This is a genomic window from Micromonospora sp. WMMD754 (assembly GCF_049315235.1).
GTDB classification, from domain to species: domain Bacteria; phylum Actinomycetota; class Actinomycetes; order Mycobacteriales; family Micromonosporaceae; genus Micromonospora; species Micromonospora sediminicola.
Genome location: NZ_CP186058.1, coordinates 1,877,731 through 1,897,846, shown reverse-complemented (window position 1 = coordinate 1,897,846; position 20,116 = coordinate 1,877,731). Strand labels below are relative to the sequence as shown.

The following is a 20,116-nucleotide window of genomic DNA, read 5'->3' as shown; positions in this document are numbered from 1 at the left end:
GGAGGCTCCGTGGCACTGCTGGAGATCGCCGTCACCACCATCGGCGGCGCGCTCTCGGCGACCGTCGGCGTGCTCGCCGGCGGGATGCTCACCCGCCGCGCCCAGGACCGGCACTGGTTACGGGACCGGCAGCTCGTGGCCTACCAGGACCTGCTGCGGGAGTACGCCACGTTCACGATGATCCTGCGTCGCGCCCACCTGGGACGTACGGGTTGGGACTACGACTGGGGGGCGTGGAGCGCCGCCTTGATGTCGGCCAGCCTCGTCGCCCCGATCTCGGTGGCCACCGAGATCGACAGGTTCGGTCAGGCGGTACAGGTGCTCCTGGACACCACGGCGGTGGACACCACCACCGCGCCGCTGTCCCAGGAGCAGTTCGAGCGGGCGATGGCCGCGCCGGCCCGGGCGCAACTGGACCTGGTCAACGCCATGCGTCGGTCGATGGGTCGGAACCAGGGTCCGCTGTCGGTGTGGTTGGGCGGAGCGGGTGGCCGCGCCCCCCACTGGCAGGACGGCGTCGTCAGCCCTCGCCGGCCCTGACCGGCCCCGGCCCTGGGTCGGCGAGCGCGCGGCGGGCGGCGGCCAGCACCTCCGGGTCGGCGCAGCCGGCCGCGTACCCGGCGATCCGGCGGCGGATGTCCCGACCGAGCAGCCAGACGCCGATCCGGTCGGCCACCGGGCGGAGGAACGCCGGGCGGCAGCGGAAGTTGTACCGCCAGGTCGCGACCGTGGTGCCGGGGTCCGGCCCGGGTGCGAAGCGCCACCCGCCGCCGAACCGTTCGAAGAACCACGGCCCCCGCACCATCTTCATGCCGACGTTCGTCGGCGGAGCCCAGGAGACGTACTCGCTGACCATGACCAGGCCGTGCCGGGAGCGGGTGTACGTCCGCACGCCCCGGCCCGGCCGGGTCGCCCCGTCGACGAAGTGCTGCTCCCGCACGAACGGGTCCCAGCGGTAGCGGACCGGGGCCACGGTCTGGGAGACGGCGAAGGCCAGGTCCGGCGGGACCGGAACCGTGGTGACCGCCTCGACGACCGGCATCAGCGCCTCGGCGTGACCGCGGCCAGCAGCTCCGGCTGCCGGCGGTCGAGCGCATCCCCGGCCAGGTACGCGCCGAGCAGCGCCGCCCCCGCCCCGTACGCCAGGCCGAGCGGCAGCGCCAGCCAGAGCCAGACGTCGCCGAGCAGCGCGGCGGCCACCACGAACGGCACCGCCGCCACCGTCGAGGCGACCATGGAGAGCAGCGTGAACATGCTCTTCGCGATCCCCGCGCCGGTGTTCATGGCGAACGGGTTGCTCGTCTCCGGCAGCGAGTAGGCACCCAGCACCGAGATGAACCCGTTGATCGCCAACCCGCACCCGTACGCGGCGAACAGCCCGCCGGCCATCACGCCGAGCCACTGCGGGCGCCCCAGCACCAGAGCCAGCACGGCCGCGACCACGACCAGGATCGGCACCACGTAGAGCGAGAACGCGACCATCCGGGCGCGCAGCTCCACCCGCCCCGGCACGCCGGCCACCACGTTCGCCGCGTACCCGCTGCCGTCGAAGCCGAACTGGTTGGCCAGCGTCACCGACGCGAGCACCCCGACGAAGACCATGGAGAGGCTGACCAGCACGGGGCTCGCGTCGGCGGTGGCCTCGCCGAACGCCGCGCCGCCCTCGACCACGAAGCTGGCCCCGCCGAGGTTGACCATCACCGGCACGAACACGCCGACCACCGCGACCGTGATCAGGTTGGCCCGCCGCCGGGCGTCCCGCCACCAGTAGCGGCACTCCCGGGCGACCAGCGCGCCGAACCGGTCCCGCCGGGTCCAGCCGACCGCACGGGGAAAGAGCTGCGCGACCGCGCCGCCGACCGCACCCCGCGGCGCGCGGGCCGGCCCGGCGCTCGCCGCGCCCACCATCGCCGACTCCAGCGACCGCGACCACCAGAGCAGGAGTACGCCGAGCGTCGCGGCCGTGATCAGCAGCTTCGCCACCGCCGCGCCGGCCCGGCCCTCGGCCACGTCGACGCCGGCGGTCCAGGGCGCGCCGAACGGCGTCCAGCCGACCACCCGGGCCACCCCGGTCAACCGGTCCCAGTCGGCCTGCTGCACGGCGGCGACCACGAACAGCTGCAACGGCCCGAGCAGCGCGGCCAGCACCGCGAGCAGCACCGCGGCCAGGTCCCGCACCCGGCGGGAGCGCAGCATGGTGGCGAACGCGCTGGTCACCGCGCGCGCCCCGGCCACGCAGACCAGCAGCCCGCCGAGCGCCCCGAGCGCGCCGACCAGCGCGGCCGACCATCCGCCCAGCGCGCCGGCGGTGACCACCAGCCCGGCCACCGTGACCACGGTGGCCAGTGCCGGCACGCTCACCAGCGCGGCGGCGAGCAGGCCGGTGACCAGGGTGCGGCGGGAGAGCGGGAGCAGCGCGAACCGGGCCGGGTCCAGCGTCTCGTCCACGCCGAAGAAGACGAGGGGCAGGAGCAGCCAGCCGAGCGTCAGCACGCCGCCGCCGAACGCGGCGGCCATCAGCGCGTACCGGGACTCGCCGGCCAGGCCCGGCGCGGCCAGCAGGAAGAACCCGACCCCGGCGAACCAGAGCCCGAACAGGACGCCCAGCACGAACAGCGCGATCCGCCACGCCTGGCCGCGGAAGTTGTTGCCCAGCACCCGCAGCTTGAGCCGGACGAAGTGCCGGGGCGAGACGGCCCGGGCCGGCGGCTCGACGGCGGTCACCGGGACAGCCACGACAGCTCCTCACCGGTCGCGGTCCGGCCGCCGACCACCTCGACGAAGACGTCCTCCAGCGACCGGTCGCCGCGCACCTCGGCGAGCGTGCCCACCCGCTTGATCCGGCCGTCGGCCAGGATCGCCACGTGGGAGCAGAGCCGCTCGACCACCTCCATCACGTGGCTGGAGAAGATCACCGTGCCGCCACCGGTCACGTAGCGGTGCAGGATGTCCCGGATCAGCGCCGCCGACACCGGGTCGACCGCCTCGAACGGCTCGTCGAGCACCAGCAGGCGCGGGCCGTGCAGCAGCGCGCAGGCCAGGCCGATCTTCTTCTTCATGCCGGCCGAGTAGTCGACCACCAGCGTGCGGCCCGCGTCGGAGAGCGCCAGCACGTCGAGCAGCTCCGCCGCGCGCTGGTCGACCACCTTCGGGTCCATGCCCCGCAGCAGCCCGTGGTACGCCAGCAGCTCCGCCCCGCTCAGCCGGTCGAAGAGCCGGACCCCGTCCGGCATCACGCCGAGCAGGCTCTTGGCGCGTACCGGATCGGCCCAGACGTCGTACCCGAGCACCCGCGCCTCGCCGGCGTCGGGCCGCAGCAGGCCGACGGCCATGGAGAGGGTCGTGGTCTTGCCGGCCCCGTTCGGGCCGAGCAGGCCGTAGAACGAGCCGGTCGGCACGGCCAGGTCGACGCCCGCCACCGCGACCTTGGTGTCGAACCGCTTGGCCAGGCCACGCAGGGAGAGCGCCGGGTGCTGATCGGTCATGGTCCGACCGTAGCCCGCGCCGGCCACCGCGCAGTCCGGCCGAAGGACGATCTTCGCGTCATACCTGAGGGGTACGAGTCGGATCACGGACCGGGTGCAACCGACACCCCCGCTGGTGGGTGTCAGGCGCAGGGACGGCAACGGGGAGAGAGATGGATCCGGACAGTGCGTTCGAGGAGTTCTACCGGAACAGCAGGCAACGGGTCGTCACGGTGCTGTACGCGCTCGGCGGCGACCGCGGCGAGGCGCAGGACGCCGCCCAGGAGGCCTACGCGCGCCTGGCAGCGCTGGTCGCAGGTCAGCGCGTACGACGACCCGGAGGCGTGGGTGCGCACCGTCGGGCACCGGCTCCTGGTCAACCGGTGGCGGAAGATGCGCAACAGTGTCGTCGCCTACCGTCGGCACGGCCCGCAACCGGCGGTCGGTCCACCCTCGGAGAACACGGTCGCGCTGATCGCCGCGCTGCGGCAGTTGTCCGCGGAGCAGCGGGAGGCCATCGTCCTGCACCACCTGGCCGACCTGTCGGTCGCGGAGATCGCCGCGCAGACCGGCGTGCCGACCGGCACCGTCAAGGCCCGCCTCTCCCGAGGTCGCAGGGCCCTCGCCACCCTCCTCGACGTGACTCTCCCGGAGGAGGTCCGCCATGCCTGATCCGATCTTCTCGGGCCTCTACCAGGACACCGAGCACCTCATCTGGGCTCCCACCGACCAGGTGCGCCGCCGGGGCCGGCAGCGCGCCCGGCGTACCCGGATCGCCGCCGGCCTGGCCGCCGCGGTCGCGGTCGGCGTCGTCGCGACCGGCGTGGTCGCGTTCGCCGGCCCGCCGGAGAAGACCGCACCGCCGGTGCCCCCGGCGACGGTCGAGCCCACCACGCCGACGCCCACGCCGAGCCCCTCCCGGTCGGCCGAGCCGACGCCGAGCGGGAGCCCGAGCCGCACCACCCCGTCCGCGCCGGCCGCCACCAGCGGCACGCCCTCCGCCCGACCGCCGAGCCGGGCGGTCCCCGCCGCGGCGATGCTGCAACTCGCCGACCTGCCCACCGGCTTCACCAGGACGACGACTGTCGACGGCGACTGGTCCCTGGAGTCGGTGACCATCTACTGCGGGAACGAGTCGCCGTCGCTCCAGGTGGGGCAGGTGGCGAGCAGGTCGGTGCAGTTCGACTCGCCCAGCGACTGGATCGTGCAGCGGGTGACCCGGCACTCGGGCACGTCCGCCGCCACCGTGATGCAGCGGGTCCGCCAACTGGTCACCGGCTGTGCGCCGGCCCGCTCCGGTGACTCGTTGACGATCCTCGCCGAATCGTTGGGCGGGGACGACGCCCTGCTGGTGGGCAGTGAGATAGAGGGGACTCCCAGCCGGTGGCTCGTCGTCCGCCGAGGCGACCTGGTGGCACAACTCCGGATCGACCACCAGACGACCCCGGCCGAGGCCCGCCGGACCGCCTCGTCGGTGGCGGACCGCCTCTGCGCCGGCACCGACGCCTGCTGACCCCGTGGTCGCCGCCCCCGCCGTCCGGTGGGGGCGGCGGCCCCGCGTCACAGGCGCAGCGACTCCGGGGTGTGCAGGCGGAGCATGGTGGCGCCCACGTCGCGGGGCAGCCGCCGTCGGCTGGCCATGGAGACCACCACCATCACGGTGAACGCCAGCGGCACCGTCCACGCGGCCGGCTGGGTGGTCAGCGTCGCGGGCCAGCCGCTCAGCGGCGGGCCGAGCACGGTGAGCAGCACCGCGCCGATCGCCGCGCCGCCGCCGACCAGCACCCCGGCGGCGGCGCCCAGGTCGGTCAGGCCGCGCCACCAGATGCCCAGCACCAGCAGCGGGCAGAAGCTCGACGCGGCCACCGCGAACGCCAACCCGACCACCTGGGAGACGTCCAGCCCGGAGACGTTCAACGCGAGCACCGCCGGCACCCCGCCGGCGATCACCGTGGCGATCCGGAAGCCGCGTACCGAGCCCCGGCCCAGGACGTCCGTGGAGATCACCCCCGCCACGCTGGTGAGCAGGCCGGACGAGGTGGACAGGAAGGCCGCGAACGCGCCGGCGGCGACCAGCGCGGCGAGCAGCCGGCCGGTGGTGCCGTCGCCCAGCGCCGCGCCGGGCAGCAGCACCACCACCGCGTCGGTCTGCCCGGTGACCAGCAGCTGCGGGGTGTAGATCCGGCCCAGCACGCCGTAGATGGTGGGTAGCAGGTAGAAGACGCCGACCAGGGCCAGCACCACCAGCGTGGTGCGGCGCGCGGCGGCGCCGTCCGGGTTGGTGTAGAAGCGGACCAGCACGTGCGGCAGCCCCATGGTGCCCAGGAACGTGGCCAGGATCAGCGAGTACGTGGCGAACAGGCTCCGGTCGTCGTCGCCGGCGGTGTCCGGCAGCAGCCAGTCGACGGCGGCGGTCGCCGCGCCGGACACCTCGGGCACGGGGTCACCGGCGGCGAAGTCGAGGCGGTCGCCGGGGCGTACCTCCCGGACGTCGCCGTCGGGCAGGGTGAGCGTGGCGCGGTGCTCGACCACCACGGTGGTCGCGGTCCGGAACGTCGGCCCGTCGGGCGGGGCCACCGCCGGACGGGCGTCGGCCTGCCACTGCAAGGCCAGGAAGATCGCGGGTACGGCGAGCGCGGTGAGCTTCAACCAGTACTGGAAGGCCTGGACGAAGGTGATCGCCCGCATCCCGCCCAGCGCCACGTTCGCGGTCACCACCACGGCGACCAGGAGCGCGCCGACAGCGTAGGGCGCGCCGGTCAGCGTGGCCAGGGTCAGCCCGGCGCCCTGCAACTGCGGCACCAGGTAGAGCCACCCGATGAAGATCACGAAGACGGTGGCCAGGGTGCGCAGCCGGCGCGAGCCGAGCCGCACCTCGCAGAAGTCGGGCAGGGTGAACGCGCCGGACCGGCGCAGCGGCGCGGCCACGAACAGCAGCAGCGCCAGATAGCCGGCGGCGAAACCGACCGGGTACCAGAGCACGTCCACGCCGTACTTGAGGATCAGCCCGGCGACGCCCAGGAAGCTGGCCGCGGACAGGTACTCGCCGCCGATCGCGGCGGCGTTCCAGGTGGGGCTGACCGCCCGGGAGGCGACCAGGAAGTCGGAGGTGGTGCGGGCCAGCCGCAGCCCGTAGAAGCCGATGCCGACGGTGACCAGGGTGACCGCCACGATCGCCGGGACCACATAGCCGTTGGACATCAGCGCTCCGGCCGGTGCACCAGGTCGACGAAGTCCTGCTCGTTGCGCTCGGCCAGCCGCACGTACGCCCACCCGACCACGATCAGGAACGGGAAGGCGGCCACGCCGAGCAGCAGCCACGGCAGGTTGACCCCGAGCACGGTGACCCGGCCGACCGACGGCGCGATGGCGAACAGCCAGGGCAGCCCGCCCAGCCCGATCAGCACCAGCAGGCTGAGCCGCAGCGCGAGCGAGAGCTGGGCCCGCATCAGCCCCTGCACCAGCGTCTCGCCGACCCGGGTCTGCTGGGTCAGCTCGGAGCGGGTGCGGTCGGCCCGGCTGCCGGACCGGGACACCTCGGCCAGCACGATCCGGGTCCGCCGCGGCGGGTCGGCCGGTCGCGGCGGGCGCGGGCCGGGCACCGGGGCCGCCTCGACGGGCCGCCCCGGCCGACGCTCTTCCTCGGCTCCGGTCACCCCCGGCAGTCTCGCCTGCTCCGCCCGAATGTCAAGAGCACGTCGGCCGCCCCTGTGCACAACCTGTGGATAACGCTCCACACCTGTGGACAAGCCGGTGGATGAGCGGGGAGTCGTTGTGGACGACCGAGCGGGATGTCAGGGTGACCCGGTAGAGAGGAGGTGTGACAGTGACCACCCCGGCACGGCCCAGCAGCGGTGACTTCTGGACGGTGGACGACCTCCAGGACCTCCCCCAGGACGGCCAGGACTACGAGATCTTCGACGGGAGCCTGCTCGTGTCCCCACACGCGGACGTCCGCCACGGGGCGATCGCCAACCGCCTCCGCAGGCTCCTCGATCGGCAGGCCCCGGCCGGTCTGCTGGTGGGGCAGGACGTCGGGGTCAGCGCGAAGCGCTCGTCCTACTTCGTGCCGGACGTCTTCGTCGCCTACGAGGAGGCGCTGGAACGGGGCGGCGCGGCGCTCGCTCCGGCGGACGTGCTGCTCGTGGTCGAGGTCGTCTCACCCGGCAACGCCGGGCGTGACCTGGTGCTCAAGCGCCACGAGTACGGCGTGGCCGGCATTCCGCACTACTGGCTGGTGGAGCCGCGCAAGCAGACCCTGACGGTGCTGGAACACGTCGGTGCCGGCTACCGCGAGGCGACGGTCCTCTCCGCGGCGGAGGTGCACCGCACCGATCGGCCGTTCCCGCTCGTCCTGCCGATCGCCGACATCTTCTGAGCGTCGCCCGGAACCTTCCTCCTGCCCCGTGAGTGGGCAGGTGGGGCGCACCTGGGACCGGTTCCTGCTGGCGTCCCCCTGAGCCGCCGCGAGGGCCGGTCCCACCGGACCGGCCCTCGCGGAGGTCGTCCGGATCAGCTGGTCGGGACCACCAGGTCCGCGGTGAGCGTGCCGGTGGCCGGCACGACGAACAGCCCCAGCTTGCGGGTGCCGTCCGGGCCGGTCACCAGGTAGCGGCCGGAGTAGTCCTGGTCGGCGAGCCTGACGTCGTAGGTGAAGTAGACGCGCTGCTTGCCGGTGACCCGCATGGTGAACCGCCCGTCGGACATCCAGCCGGCCCCGGCGATGTCGCCGGTGTCGGCGCTGCGGGCGATGACCCAGCCGCTGGTGAACGGCGCGCCGTCCGGGTCGGTGAACGTGCCGGTCACCGTGGTGCCCGGCCGCATGGTGGTGTCGTGGGTCGCCGTGCCGCCGGCGGTCACCGTCACCGGCGTGGCGGTGTAGCGGCTGACCGCGTCACCGGACCAGTGGGGGGCGTACGGGTGGGCGCTGAACACCACCGGCCAGTCGTACGGGCCGAGCCGGTCGAGCGTGTACCGGCCCTGCTCGTCGGTGGTGGCATCGTTGACACCCACACCGGGGTGACCGGTCAGCACCGAGACGTCGACCGAGTTCGCCGGCTCGCCCGTGGCCGCGTCCGTCACCGTGCCGGTGATCCGGCCGGCCGGGTCGAGCCGGACCTGCGGCCCGGCCGTCACCGTGCCGACGGTCGCGGCGACGGTGGCGGCCTGCCGCTCGTCACCGGTGCCGCCCTCGGCGCCCACCCACTGCCGGCCGTAGGCGGTCTGGCCCGGGTCGGCGAAGAGCCGGTAGGTGCCGGCGGCCAGCGGACCCACCCGGATCCGACCGGCCTGGTCGCTGCAGTTGCCGTGCCCGTCCACCAGCCTGGCCTGCTTGGGCAGGAAGGCGTCGAGGCAGACGTCGGCCACCGGCCGTCCGGTGGCCCGGTCGACGATGGTGGTGCTGATGGCCGCGCCCGGCCGCATCTTCGGTGCGACCTCGGTGGTCTGGCCGGCCACCACCTTGACGCCGGTGAGCTGGCGGGCGAAGTGCAGGGAATCGGGTGAGTGGAGGTAGAGGTCGTGCCGGCCCTGCGGCAGGCCGGTGAGGGTGACGACGCCGGTGCCTCCGCTGCACGTCTCGTCCGAGTTGACGCAGAAGTCGGTCACCGGGGCGCCGCTGACCGAGTCGACGGCACGGATCCGCACGGATCCGGTACCGACCAGCGCGTCGGTGATCCGGGTCCGCTGGCCACCCCGCACCACCACCAGGTTCGCGTCGGTGTAGTCGAGCTTGCCGCGGTAGTACTGCGTCCGGTCGCCGGCCTCGAAGCGCACCTTGTAGGAGCCGGCCAGCAGCGCCGGGACGGTGAAGGTGCCGTCGGCCCCGGTCTGGGTGTCGACCCCGCCGTACATGTTGGCGGTGTTCACCGCGACCTGGGCGGAGGCGAGCGGCTCGCCGGCCGCGGTGGTGAAACGGCCGGTGAGGCTGCCGGTGGGCAGCACCGTCTCGTCGACGACGGTCTCCTCGTCGGCGGTCACCCGGTAACGGCCGGCGTCGACCTCGTCGAGCTTCCCCGGAACGTACTGGGTCTGGTAGGAGCCCTCGATCGGGCGGAAGGAGAGGGTGTAGCTGCCGGGGACGGCGGCGATCCGGAAGCGGCCGTCCTCGTCGGTCGACCCGTAGGCGTGCTCGGAGTTCTCGGACTCGTCGGCGAAGACACTCAGCCAGGCGACGGGCGCGCCGGCGGTGTCGGTGATCCGCCCGGTGAGCAGCCCGGTGGCCCGGAGCTGGTCGTCGGCGGTGACGCTCTCGCCGCTGCCGACCGTCACCGGGTCGGCGTCCCAGATCATGGCCTTCTGCCGGTAGTACTGGTCGGGGCGGTCGACCGGGTGGAAGCCGACGATGTAGCGACCGGCGTCCAGACCGCCCACCGACCAGCGGCCGTCGCCGTCGGTGGTGGTCCAGCCCGCCGTGGCGTAGCTGTCGGCGTCGAACACCTCGACCTGGGCGTCGGCCGCACCGGCGCCGGCGCTGGTGGTCAGTCGTCCGCTGACCGTGCTGGTCTCCGCGGCCTGCGCCGGGGTGACCCCGGGCAGGACCAGGAGGCCGGTGACGACGGCCGCCGTGGCGGCACGACGTGCGAGGGCAAAGCGCATCTGCGTCCCAACGTGAGAGTGGTCGGGGCGACCCCACGCAGGCTCCGCCCACGCCGCCCCCCGCGCCCCGTCCGGGATCGGCTCGGAAAGGATAGCGACAAGGTGTGACAGGCATCGATCAGCCGTACCGGCGGGATCGACTGTGGACTCACTCCAGGCCGACCCGGACCGGGTGGGCGGTGGCGGAGCCGAGCCACGTGTGCGGGTTGCCGAACCAGCACCAGCCGAGCTTCGGCGCGCCCTGGCTGATCCAGAGCGCCGGCACCCGCTTGTCGCCGCAGCGCGAGCCGACCAGCGAGAAGCACCGGTTGCTGGCCAGCGCCTGCGGGCGCAGGGTGACGAGGGCCAGGCCCTCGTCGATGGTGATCGGCAGCCGGCCCTTCGCGGTCATGTCCTCCAGCGCGGCCGACGGTGTCCGGTTCCGGTACTCCTCGCCGCGGTCCACGTCGAAGAGCAGGTACGCCGGCCCGGGCGGCACCTCCAGCTCCTTGATCGGGTGGAACGTGGGCAGGTCGTCGGCGGGGAAGTTCCGGTCCAGCACGCCGGGCTTGCGTCTGCCGGCGAGTGTGGTGAGCGCGATCCGCTCCGGGACCGGTGTCAGCTCCCGCGTGGTCACCAGCAGGAACGGCGCTCGCGCGTCGGTGGGGCCGGCCAACCCGACGGCGCCGGCGACCGCCGCGTCGCGCAGCGGGCCGAGCAGGGTGCGGAACGCCTCCTCGGTGCGCCCGGCGAGGGCCGGGTAACCGAGCCGGACCAGGTGGTCGAGCTGGCGGTCGAATTCGGCGCCCGGGTCGAAGCGGTCATCGGTCATGCGCTCTCCGCTCTCTCGTACCGTCTGCCGTACATTGTACGTCAGCGCGTCAGCGGCTCCAGTCCTGCTTGGCGGCGCGAACCAACTTGTCCTTCAACTCGCGGGTGTGCCGGCGGCTCACCGGCAGCTCGCTCCCGTCGATCACCACCACGTAGCCGGAGTTGACCAACCGCAGCTCGGCGATGAGCCGCAGCTGCACCAGGTAGGAGCGGTGGATCCGGACGAACCCCGCATCCGCCCAGCGCTCGGCGAGCGTGGCCAGCGAGACCCGGACCAGATGCGACCCCTCCGCGGTGTGCAGCCGGGCGTAGTCGCCCTGCGCCTCCACCCAGCGCACCGCCGACCGGGGCAGCATCCGGGTGGTGCCGGCCAGCTCCACCGGGATGGTCGGATCCTCCTCCGCCCGGGCCAGCGCCGCCGGGTGCGACGGCACCACCCGCGAGCCGATCACCCGGCGCAGCGACTCGGCCAACCGCTCGGCGCGGACCGGCTTGCGCACGTAGTCGGTGGCGCCCAGGTCGAACGCGTCCACCGCACCGTCGTCGTACGCGGTGACGAAGACGATCGCCGGCGGCCGGGCGAACCGGCGCAGCACCCGGGCCAGCTCCATGCCGTCCAGCCCGGGCATCCGGATGTCGAGGAACACCACGTCCACGTCGTCGTCGCGGAGCACCCGCAGCGCCTCGGTGGCGTCCCCGGCGGTGTGCAGCCGAGCCACCCGTGGATCGGCGCGCAGGTGGTAGGCCAGCTCGTCGAGCGCCGGCGGCTCGTCGTCGACCGCCAGCACCCGCAGGAATCCGGAGGCGCTCACCACGCCGACCCGGTTCGCTCGCTCACGACGACACCCGGACGCCCGGGTGGAACTTCGGCACCCGCATGCTGACCTTCGTACCCGAGCCCAGGCCGGTCTCGACGACCAGGCCGAACCGGTCCCCGAAGGCCGACCGGAGCCGCTCGTCGACGTTGGAGAGGCCGACGTGCTGCCCCGGGTCGTCGGCCGGGTCGCTGCCCGCGCCGGACACCTCGGCGATGCCGGCGGTCAGCGTCGTCGGATCCATCCCCACTCCGTCGTCCTCCACCGTGATGTGACACTCGGCGCCCGCGTCCCGGGCCTCGATGCTCACCATGCCGGTGCCCGGCTTGCGGGACAACCCGTGCCGGACCGCGTTCTCCACCAACGGCTGGAGACAGAGGAACGGCAACGTCACCGGCAGCACCTCGGGGGCGATCTGCAGGCGCACCTGGAGCCGCTCGCCGAAGCGGGCCCGCTCGATGGTCAGGTAGCGGTCGATCGAGCGCAACTCCTCGGCGAGCGTGGTGAACTCCCCGTGCGCCCGGAACGAGTAGCGGGTGAACTCGGCGAACTCCAGGATCAGCTCCCGGGCCCGCTCCGGGTCGGTGCGCACGAACGAACCGATCGCGGTCAGCGCGTTGTAGATGAAGTGCGGGCTGATCTGCGCGCGCAACGCACGGACCTCGGCCCGGGCCAGCCGCTCCCGCGACGAGTCCAGCTCGGCCAGGGCGAGCTGGTCCCCCGCCCAGTGCGCGGTCTCCAGCGTGGCCTGCACCAGGCCCGGCGCCGGCCGTTCGTCGGCCACCGCCACCAGCGCCCCGACCACCCGCCCGTCCGCGCTCAGCGGCGCCACCACCGCGCCGCGTACCGGACAGTCGACCAGGTCGCAGTGCAACTCCGACTCGTGCAGCACGGTCGAGCGCCCGCTGCCGACCGCCCGCCGGGCCGCCGCGACCAGCTGGTCGGTGTGGTGCGCGCCGCGCCCGTCGATGGCCAGCAGCGCGTCCCGGTCGGTCAGCGCCAGGCCCGCCGCGCCCACCAGGGCGCGCAGATGGCGTACGGCCTTCGCCGCGTCCGCGGTGCTCAGGCCCGCGCGCAGCGGCTCGGCGGCGAGGCCCGCCGTGTGCAGCACCTCGTACGTGGCCCGCTGGGTGGCCGTCGCGATGCCCCGCCGGGCACGCAGGCGCAGCACCGCCCAGAGCGCCGCGGCCAACGCGGTGACCAGCGAGACGACGGCGAAGACGGCCGAGAGGTTGCCACCCACGCAGCGAAGGCTAGTACGCGCCCTTGCGCGCCAGCACCACCCCGACGGTCCGCCACAGGATGCTCAGGTCGTAGGCCAGCGACCAGTTGTCGACGTAGTAGAGGTCGAGCCGGACCGCCTCGTCCCAGGACAGGTCGGAGCGACCGGAGACCTGCCACAGCCCGGTCATGCCCGGGCGTACCAGCAGCCGGCGCCGGACGTCGCCCAGGAAGTCGCCGTCGTCGGCGGGGAGCGGACGCGGGCCGACCAGCGACATCTCGCCCCAGAGCACGTTGATCAGCTGGGGCAGCTCGTCCAGCGACGAGGCCCGCAGGAAGCGGCCCACCGGGAAGACCCGGGGGTCCTGCTTCATCTTGAACAGCATGCCGTCGGTCTCGTTCTGGTCGACCAGGCCGGCCAGCCGCTCCTCGGCGTCCACGTACATGGTGCGGAACTTCCAGACCCGGAAGGTACGCCCCTCGTGCCCGACCCGGGGCTGCCGGAAGAAGACCGGCCCGGGGTCGGAGATCCGGATGGCCAGCGCGATCGCGGCGAACAGCGGGGTCAGCAGCAGCAGGCCCAGCCCTGCGGCGACCCGGTCCATCAGGCTCTTGAGCAGCAGCGCCGGCCCGGAGAGCGTCGGCTCCTCGACGTGCAGCAGCGGCAGGCCCTCGATGGGGCGGATGTGCACCCGCGGGCCGGCGATGTCGGTGAGCTGCGGAGCGACCACCAGGTCCACGCCGGAGCCCTCCAACTGCCAGGCCAGCCGGCGCAGCTCGCCCGGCTCGGCGCTGGCCGAACCGCAGACCGCGATGGTGTCGCCGCCGACCTCCCGGACCAGGGCCAGCACGTCCCGGCCGGCGTACACCGGCACCGGCGTCTCCATGCCCCGCGCGGCGGCGTACCCGTCGGTGAGGTGGATGGCCACCGGCACCAGCCCGACGCCGGGGTGACGGGTGACCGTGGTGAAGACCTCCAGGCACTCCGGCAGCGTGCCGACCAGCACCATCCGGTGCCCGGCGTGACCGGCGCGGCGGCGCAGCGTGTGCAGACCGGCCCGGGCGATCATCCGGCCGAGCAGGATCAGCAGCATGGCGCCGAGCAGCGCGAACCCGACGGTCCACCGGGACAGTGACGTCACCGTGGCGAAGGCCAGGAACGAGACGGTGGCGGCCACCGCCACGCCGGAGCGGATGACCCGCTTGTACTCGTCGGGCCCGAGCCCCAGGTAACGCCGGTCGTAGGTCCGGTTGCCCCACAGGATGAGCACCCAGCCGAGCGGCAGGAGCAGGAACGCCACCGTGTAGAACCACGCCTGCGGCGAATTCTTGAAACCGGAGTCGGCCTGCTCGAAGATCTGCACGGCCAGGAAGCTGGCCAGGGCCGCCGCCCCGAAGTCGAGCAGCAGCAGAATCGCGATGTAGGGGCGGTGCCAGCGGGAGACCCGACGCCGGGCGCGAGCCCACGCCAACCGGGGTACGCCGTTGTGCGACGGCGGAGTCGGCGGCTGGATCTCAAAGCTGTCGACGTGCCGCACGCTCTTGCTCCGGCCTGTGTCGGTTACCGGGCGCTGGAGGCTTGTCGTCACCTCAACCCATGTCCTCCCGCATGACCCGCGCCCTCACTCGCCGTAAGGACCCGGGTCGCTCACCGTCCCAGTCTCCCACGTTGCCCGTAGGGATCTGGCCGGCTCCGAGTCAGTTGTGAAGCCGGGGACCGAGCCACTATACCGATGGATGGCGGCTCGGGTAGAGCCGGCGACCGGGACCTTCGGCGATCGCCGGACGATTCCGCTCAGTAGTCGGCGGGTTCGGTCACTCACCGTACGAGACGGGACAACCTTCGGTCAGCCAGCGGCTTGCCGCCGGTCTGACAGGTGGGGCAGTACTGGAGGCTCGAGTCGGCGAACGAGACCTCCCGCACCGTGTCGCCACAGACCGGACAGGGCAGGCCCTTCCGGGCGTGCACCTTGAGGCCCGAGCGCTTCTCACCCTTCAGCTCCGCGGCCCGCTGCCCCATCGACCGCCGCACCGCGTCGCCGAGCACCGTCCGGGTCGCCGCATGCAGGGTGGCGAGCTGGTCGTCGGTCAGCCGGTCGGTGATCGCGAACGGGGAGAGCCGCGCCGCGTGCAGGATCTCGTCCGAGTACGCGTTCCCGACGCCGGCGAGCACCGCCTGGTCGGTCAACACGCCCTTGACCTGGCCCCGGCGGCTGCGCAGCCGCTCGGCGAACGTGGGCAGGTCCGCCTCCAGCGCGTCCGGACCCAGCTTCGCCACGCCCGGCACCTGGGCCGGGTCGGTGACCAGGTAGGCGGCCAGCTTCTTCTGCGTGCCGGCCTCGGTCAGGTCGAAGCCGGAGCCGTCGTCGAGGCGGAGCCGCACCGCGATCGGTCCCTTGCCGGGCCGCAGCGGCGTCGTGGACGCGAACGCCTCCCGGTAGTGCAGCCAGCCCGCCCGGGCCAGGTGGACCACCAGGTGCAGGCCCTCGTCGAACCGGACGTCGAGGAACTTGCCGTACCGGCCGGCTCCGGTGACCGTCCGCCCGGCGACCGTGCTCGGCGGCGGGTCGTACGTCTTGAGCGCGTTGATCGAGGCGACCTCGAAGCGGTCGACCCGCCGGCCCACCGCCCGCTCACGCAGGTAACCGGCGAGCGCTTCCACCTCCGGTAGTTCAGGCACGGGACAACGGTAGCCTTCTTTTCCGTGAGAATCGTGGTGGCGCACAACCGGTACCGGGAAGCTCAGCCCTCCGGCGAGAACACCATCGTCGACGCGGAGATCGCCGAGCTCACCGCCGCCGGCGTGGAGGTGCTGCCGTTCCTGCGCAGTTCCGACGAGATCCCGTCGATGTCCAGGTCCGCCAAGGCGCTGCTGCCGATCTCGCCGATCTGGGCCCCGAAGGCCCAGCACGACCTCGACCGCCTGCTCACCGAGCACCGGCCGGACGTGCTGCACCTGCACAACCCGTACCCGTTGCTCTCGCCCTGGGTGGTGCGGACCGCGCACCGGCGCGGCGTGCCGGTGGTGCAGACGGTGCACAACTACCGGCAGGTGTGCTCGTCCGGCCTATACTTCCGCGACGGCGTGATCTGTCAGGACTGCCGCGGCCGGGCGTTGGGCGTGCCGGCGGTCGTGCACCGCTGCTACCGCAACTCCCGGGCGCAGAGCGCGCTGATGGCGACCACGCTCGCCGTGCACCGGCCCACCTGGAAGTCGGTGGACCGCTTCATCGCGCTGACCACGGCGGTCGCCGACCATCTCCGGGACTACGGCATCCCGGACGAGCGGATCGTGGTGAAACCCAACGCCGTGCCCGACCCGGGCGCCCCGGCGCCGGTCGGGAACGGCTTCCTCTTCATGGGCCGGCTCAGCCCGGAGAAGGGGCTGGACCTGCTGCTGGCGGCGTGGCGGCGGCACCCGGTGGGCACGCTCGGCCCGCTGCGCATCGCGGGTGACGGCGAGCTGCGCCCGCTGGCCGAGGAGGCCGCCGCCGAGCGGCCCGACGTCCACTACCTGGGCCAGCTCGACCGGGCCGGGGTACGCGCCGCGCTGGCCGACAGCTCCGTGGTGCTGGCCACCTCGACGTGGCACGACGTGCTGCCCACCGTGATCATCGAGGCGCTGGCCGCCGGTCGGCCGGTGCTCGGCACCGCGCTCGGCGGCATCCCGTACCTGGTGGGCGCGGACACCCCGCGCGAGCCCGCCGGCACCGGGCCGGCCGAGGTGGCCACCGCGGCCCCGGGCGACGGCCGGGTCGCGTTGCCGTCGGGGGTGCAGCGCGGCGAGGCCGGCTGGGTGGTGGCGCCGGAGGTCGAGGCGTTGGCCGCCGCCCTGCCGCTGGCCTCGGCGGACGCGCCGGCGCTGGCGGGCGCGGCGCGGAGCCGCTACGAGCGGACCTTCCACCCCGACGTGATCACCAAGCGCCTGATCGACGTCTACGCCTCGCTCACCTGAGTGGCGGTCGTCGAGGCCTGCTTGTAAGTACAATTGGGCTGTTGTCGGCACAAGGGAGGTGGGTGGTGAGCACCGTGTCCGTGCGCGAGTTCTCCTACAACCCCAGCGCGATGTTCGCTCGCGTGGAACAGGGCGAGACGATCGAGGTCACGCGGCACGGCAGCGTGATCGCCGTGCTGCTGCCGGGTTCGGGGACGCTGGGCAGGTACTCCACCCTGGTGGCGAAAGGGGTGATCCGCCTCAAGGCGACCACCACGAGCGACATCGACCGGCTTCCCCGCTACGACGTGCCGCCCGACGCGTCGCCCCTTGAGCTGCTGTTGGCCGACCGCGAGGACGACGAGCGGTGATCTATCTGGACTCGTCCGCCCTGATCACTCTGATCGCCGGCCGTACCTACGTCACGGAACTCCAGGAATTCCTGGCGAGCCGGGCGGGCATGCCGATGGGAACCAGCTCAGTCGGATTCGTTGAGACGGTACGCACCCTCGACTGGATCGGTGACTACCCGGACGCCATGCAGATGCTGGTACGGCACTTCACCGAGATCCTGGTGACCGAGGAGGTCCGTGATTCGGCGGCGGCCCTTCCCGCCGGCATCCGGACGTTGGACGCGCTACACGTGGCGAGTGCCCAGGCCCTCGGTGATGCGCTCGACACGCTGGTCACATACGACAAGCGGATGTCGGACATCGCCGTCTCGGTGGGCTTACCGGTCGCGGCGCCCGGCACCGACTAGGTCTCCCGCACCTCAGCGCAGGGAGGCGCGGGCGGAGAAGGCGATGCTGGCCAGCAGGAAGCCGCCGTTGACCACCGTGAACGCCACCACCACCCAGAACGCGAGTGCGGGCGCGAACACCAGCACCAGCCCGGCCAGGAAGATCACCGCGCCGTAGTCGCGGACCAGCTTCACCACACGCACCGGGAACGAGGTCGAGGTGACCATGCTGGCCGCGTTCGGGCCGGCCTGCATCACCGAGGTGACCAGGTTGACCATCCAGGTGCCGGCGAAGACCGCGACCAGCCAGACCGGGGTGGACGGGCGCTGCGCCACGGCCGTGGCGGACAGCGCGGCCACCAGCGCGATCTGGGCGGCCACGTCGCAGAGCACGTCGACCCGGGCGCCGGCCGCGCTGCCCTGACCGGTGACCCGGGCGAGCTGCCCGTCGGCGCAGTCCAGCGCGTACGCGACCTGCCAGCCGACCAGGGCGACCAGCCCGACCACCCAGGCCGGGACGGAGCCGGCGGCCACCTCGTCGGCGAGCGCGACCACTGTCACCGAGGCGGCCAGCCCGAGCACCAGGTTGGCCAGGGTCAGCGCGGTCGGGCGCAGCCCCAGCCGCTGGGCGACCAGCGCGAAGGCCGCCCCGATCCACTGGCTGATCGACTCGCTGAACAGGCCGCCGCCCCGGTTGACCCGGTGGAAGTCGGCGACGGTGGGACGGGGCTCAGCCAAGGTGGTCGCGGAGGGCACCGGCGTAGTCTGCCAGCCGCTCCCGGGTCTCGGTAGACGACATCGCGAGGTGTTCGAGGATGGTGTAGCGGTCCGGTCGGGTGGCCGGCGCGAACTGCACCGCCTCGACGAACTGGTGGTCGGTCAACCCCACCTCGGCCGGCAGCCGGGGCAGCCCGTGCCGGGCCAGGCAGGCCGACATCTCGGCGAACCGGCGATCGTCGCCACGAAGGAACGTGCAGAACAGCGCGCCGAGCCCGGCCAGCTCGCCGTGCGAGGCGGTGCCGGGGAAGAGCGCGTCGACCGCGTGCATGATCTCGTGGCAGCCGCCGCTGCACGGGCGGCTGGTGCCCTCGATGGCCATCGCCAGACCGCTGGAGATCAGCGCGTCCGCGAGGACCGTGACGAACCCGTCGTCGGTCATGTCGCCCGGATGGTTCAGCACCGCCTCCGCGCCGGCCCGCGACAGCGAGGCGGCCAGCCCGTCGAACGGCTCGCCGCGGACCGTACGAGCCAGCTCCCAGTCGGCCAGGGCGCTGATGTTGCTCACCACGTCGCCCACCCCGGCGCGGTTGTGCCGCTCCGGGCCGGCCTCCACGAAGTCCAGGTCGACGATCACCGCGATCGGGATGTGCACGCCGTAGGAGCCCTTCAGGCCCTCGGTGATCAGGCTCGCCACCGGGGAGGCGATGCCGTCGTTGGCCAGGCTCGTCGCCACCGAGACCATCGGCAGCCCGCGCCGGGTGGCCGCGTACTTGGCCACGTCGATGGTCTTGCCGCCACCGATGCCGACCACCGCGTCGTACGAGCGGGCGCGCAGCTTGCCGCCCAGCTCGTCGGCGGCGTCCAGGGTGCCCCCGGCCACCGTGAACACGTCCGCCGAACGCAGCGACGGCCGGAGCAGTTCGGCGATCTTCTCGCCCTGCCCCGGACCGACCACCACGGCGACGTCGCCGCCGGCCGAGATCCGGCCGTCGGAGAGGATCGCCGCCAGATCCGCCACCGCGCCCCGCCGCACGTCGATGTGCAGCGGGGTGAGGACGCTACGGGCTAGTAGCGGCACGCGATCTCCCGCGCCCGGGCCAGGTCCTCGTGGTTGTCGACCTCGACCCAGGAGACGTCACCGATCGGCGCCGCCCGCACCTCGCCGCCGGAGTCGGCGAACTCCTGGTAGCCGTCCTCGTAGTAGAGGTTCGGGTCGCGCCGCCAGGTCGCCTCCAGCGCGTCCGCGAGCGCGTCGGCCACCTGCGGCTCGATCAGCGTCGCGCCGATGTACTCGCCGTACGCCTCGCCCGGGTCCATCAGCTTGGTGATCCGGGTGAGCTGGCCGGCGGCGTCGAAGGTGGTCTTCATCTCCTCCTCGGCCAGCGCCTTGAGCGTGTCGACGGCCAGCAGGATGCCGGGGCCACGCTCGGCCAGCAGCGTCTTCTCCACGCTCACCGGGTGCACCGTGTCGCCGTTGACCAGCAGCACGCCGCGGGCGAAGTGCTCCCGGGCCAGCCAGAGCGAGTACGCGTTGTTCCACTCCTCGGCCTTGTCGTTGTGCACCAGCGTGAGCGTCACGCCGTACTTCTGCTCCAGGTCGGCCTGCCGCTGCCGGACCGCGTCCGCCGCGTAGCCGACCACGATCACCACCTCGGTCAGCCCCACCTCGGCGAGGTTGCGCAGCGCGATGTCGAGGATGGTGGTCTCCCCGTCGACCGGCACCAGGGCCTTGGGCAGGGTGTCGGTGTACGGCCGCAGCCGGCGCCCCGCACCGGCGGCGAGCACCATCCCGATCATGCCGACACGCTCCTCTTCT

20 protein-coding genes and 1 pseudogene are annotated in these 20,116 nt (G+C 73.2%); 7 read left to right on the top strand and 14 right to left on the bottom strand.

The features are described 5' to 3' along the window. The first annotated feature begins 9 nt into the window (after positions 1-9). The gene (locus tag ACN27B_RS09135; RefSeq protein WP_099163255.1) at positions 10-540 is read left to right on the top strand and encodes a hypothetical protein; all 531 of its coding nucleotides are present in this window, start codon (positions 10-12) and stop codon (positions 538-540) included. Here ACN27B_RS09135 and ACN27B_RS09130 read toward each other — a convergent pair. Genes ACN27B_RS09130 through ACN27B_RS09120 form a run of 3 tightly spaced genes read right to left on the bottom strand, consistent with a single transcriptional unit; the run spans position 521 to position 3,485 of the window. Continuing rightward, complete coding sequence (locus tag ACN27B_RS09130) at positions 521-1,042, bottom strand: type II toxin-antitoxin system RatA family toxin (RefSeq protein ID WP_099163256.1); 522 nt, start codon at positions 1,040-1,042, stop codon at positions 521-523. The two genes, ACN27B_RS09135 and ACN27B_RS09130, sit on opposite strands and share 20 nt — an antisense overlap. Then, on the bottom strand, positions 1,042-2,736 hold the full coding sequence (locus tag ACN27B_RS09125; RefSeq protein ID WP_099163257.1) for an ABC transporter permease: 1,695 nt from the start codon (positions 2,734-2,736) through the stop codon (positions 1,042-1,044). Before ACN27B_RS09125 ends, ACN27B_RS09130 begins: the two co-directional genes overlap by 1 nt. Beyond that, positions 2,721-3,485: an ABC transporter ATP-binding protein gene (locus ACN27B_RS09120; RefSeq protein ID WP_422744443.1), complete on the bottom strand. Its 765-nt coding sequence runs from the start codon at positions 3,483-3,485 to the stop codon at positions 2,721-2,723. Before ACN27B_RS09120 ends, ACN27B_RS09125 begins: the two co-directional genes overlap by 16 nt. 152 nt (positions 3,486-3,637) lie before the next feature. On the opposite strand from ACN27B_RS09120, the pseudogene ACN27B_RS09115 reads away from it, so the two are divergent. Continuing rightward, positions 3,638-4,136 (top strand): annotated as a pseudogene (locus tag ACN27B_RS09115) (SigE family RNA polymerase sigma factor). Next, positions 4,129-4,977, top strand: coding sequence for a hypothetical protein (locus tag ACN27B_RS09110; RefSeq protein WP_253866099.1), 849 nt, complete (start codon positions 4,129-4,131; stop codon positions 4,975-4,977). The pseudogene ACN27B_RS09115 and the gene ACN27B_RS09110 overlap by 8 nt, the downstream one beginning before the upstream one ends. Positions 4,978-5,024: 47 nt before the next feature. On the opposite strand, the gene ACN27B_RS09105 is transcribed toward ACN27B_RS09110, so the two are convergent. Together ACN27B_RS09105 and ACN27B_RS09100 are read right to left on the bottom strand one after the other, a co-directional pair. Continuing rightward, on the bottom strand, positions 5,025-6,665 hold the full coding sequence (locus ACN27B_RS09105) for a cation acetate symporter (protein ID WP_099163259.1): 1,641 nt from the start codon (positions 6,663-6,665) through the stop codon (positions 5,025-5,027). Continuing rightward, positions 6,665-7,066, bottom strand: coding sequence for a hypothetical protein (locus ACN27B_RS09100; RefSeq protein ID WP_099164869.1), 402 nt, complete (start codon positions 7,064-7,066; stop codon positions 6,665-6,667). Before ACN27B_RS09100 ends, ACN27B_RS09105 begins: the two co-directional genes overlap by 1 nt. A 224-nt stretch (positions 7,067-7,290) precedes the next feature. Between ACN27B_RS09100 and ACN27B_RS09095 the strand changes: the two genes are divergently transcribed. Further along, positions 7,291-7,842 carry a Uma2 family endonuclease gene (locus tag ACN27B_RS09095; RefSeq protein ID WP_422744440.1) on the top strand — a complete coding sequence of 184 codons (552 nt, stop codon included), beginning with the start codon at positions 7,291-7,293 and terminating at the stop codon, positions 7,840-7,842. Between the two features lie 134 nt (positions 7,843-7,976). On the opposite strand, the gene ACN27B_RS09090 is transcribed toward ACN27B_RS09095, so the two are convergent. The 6 genes from ACN27B_RS09090 to ACN27B_RS09065 all read right to left on the bottom strand — a co-directional run bounded on the left by ACN27B_RS09090 (position 7,977) and on the right by ACN27B_RS09065 (position 15,587). Next, positions 7,977-10,061: a carboxypeptidase regulatory-like domain-containing protein gene (locus ACN27B_RS09090; RefSeq protein WP_422744438.1), complete on the bottom strand. Its 2,085-nt coding sequence runs from the start codon at positions 10,059-10,061 to the stop codon at positions 7,977-7,979. Positions 10,062-10,209: 148 nt separating this feature from the next. Beyond that, positions 10,210-10,872: a DUF5701 family protein gene (locus ACN27B_RS09085; protein WP_422744436.1), complete on the bottom strand. Its 663-nt coding sequence runs from the start codon at positions 10,870-10,872 to the stop codon at positions 10,210-10,212. A 49-nt stretch (positions 10,873-10,921) separates the two neighbouring features. Next, positions 10,922-11,683, bottom strand: a complete 762-nt coding sequence (locus ACN27B_RS09080; protein ID WP_091576795.1) for a LytR/AlgR family response regulator transcription factor — start codon at positions 11,681-11,683, stop codon at positions 10,922-10,924. 22 nt (positions 11,684-11,705) lie between these two features. Further along, positions 11,706-12,929, bottom strand: a complete 1,224-nt coding sequence (locus ACN27B_RS09075; RefSeq protein ID WP_091568039.1) for a sensor histidine kinase — start codon at positions 12,927-12,929, stop codon at positions 11,706-11,708. Positions 12,930-12,939: 10 nt separating this feature from the next. Next, a complete protein-coding gene (locus tag ACN27B_RS09070) occupies positions 12,940-14,445 on the bottom strand; it encodes a sugar transferase (protein ID WP_099163263.1) in 1,506 nt (501 codons plus the stop codon). Between the two features lie 281 nt (positions 14,446-14,726). Continuing rightward, on the bottom strand, positions 14,727-15,587 hold the full coding sequence (locus ACN27B_RS09065; protein WP_099163264.1) for an Fpg/Nei family DNA glycosylase: 861 nt from the start codon (positions 15,585-15,587) through the stop codon (positions 14,727-14,729). 24 nt (positions 15,588-15,611) lie between these two features. On the opposite strand from ACN27B_RS09065, the gene ACN27B_RS09060 reads away from it, so the two are divergent. The 3 genes from ACN27B_RS09060 (at position 15,612) to ACN27B_RS09050 (ending at position 17,601) form a co-directional block, all read left to right on the top strand. Beyond that, complete coding sequence (locus ACN27B_RS09060) at positions 15,612-16,862, top strand: glycosyltransferase family 4 protein (protein WP_422744432.1); 1,251 nt, start codon at positions 15,612-15,614, stop codon at positions 16,860-16,862. Between the two features lie 65 nt (positions 16,863-16,927). Beyond that, positions 16,928-17,212: a type II toxin-antitoxin system Phd/YefM family antitoxin gene (locus tag ACN27B_RS09055; protein ID WP_099164870.1), complete on the top strand. Its 285-nt coding sequence runs from the start codon at positions 16,928-16,930 to the stop codon at positions 17,210-17,212. After that, a complete protein-coding gene (locus ACN27B_RS09050) occupies positions 17,209-17,601 on the top strand; it encodes a type II toxin-antitoxin system VapC family toxin (protein WP_422744430.1) in 393 nt (130 codons plus the stop codon). The genes ACN27B_RS09055 and ACN27B_RS09050 overlap by 4 nt, the downstream gene beginning before the upstream one ends. 12 nt (positions 17,602-17,613) lie before the next feature. On the opposite strand, the gene ACN27B_RS09045 is transcribed toward ACN27B_RS09050, so the two are convergent. The 3 genes from ACN27B_RS09045 to ACN27B_RS09035 are packed head-to-tail and all read right to left on the bottom strand — an operon-like array spanning position 17,614 to position 20,097. Then, positions 17,614-18,336: a CDP-alcohol phosphatidyltransferase family protein gene (locus tag ACN27B_RS09045; protein WP_099163267.1), complete on the bottom strand. Its 723-nt coding sequence runs from the start codon at positions 18,334-18,336 to the stop codon at positions 17,614-17,616. After that, positions 18,311-19,378, bottom strand: a complete 1,068-nt coding sequence (locus tag ACN27B_RS09040) for an iron-containing alcohol dehydrogenase family protein (protein ID WP_099163268.1) — start codon at positions 19,376-19,378, stop codon at positions 18,311-18,313. The genes ACN27B_RS09045 and ACN27B_RS09040 overlap by 26 nt, the downstream gene beginning before the upstream one ends. Next, positions 19,366-20,097, bottom strand: coding sequence for a sugar phosphate nucleotidyltransferase (locus tag ACN27B_RS09035; RefSeq protein WP_099163269.1), 732 nt, complete (start codon positions 20,095-20,097; stop codon positions 19,366-19,368). Before ACN27B_RS09035 ends, ACN27B_RS09040 begins: the two co-directional genes overlap by 13 nt. Positions 20,098-20,116 lie beyond the last annotated feature (19 nt).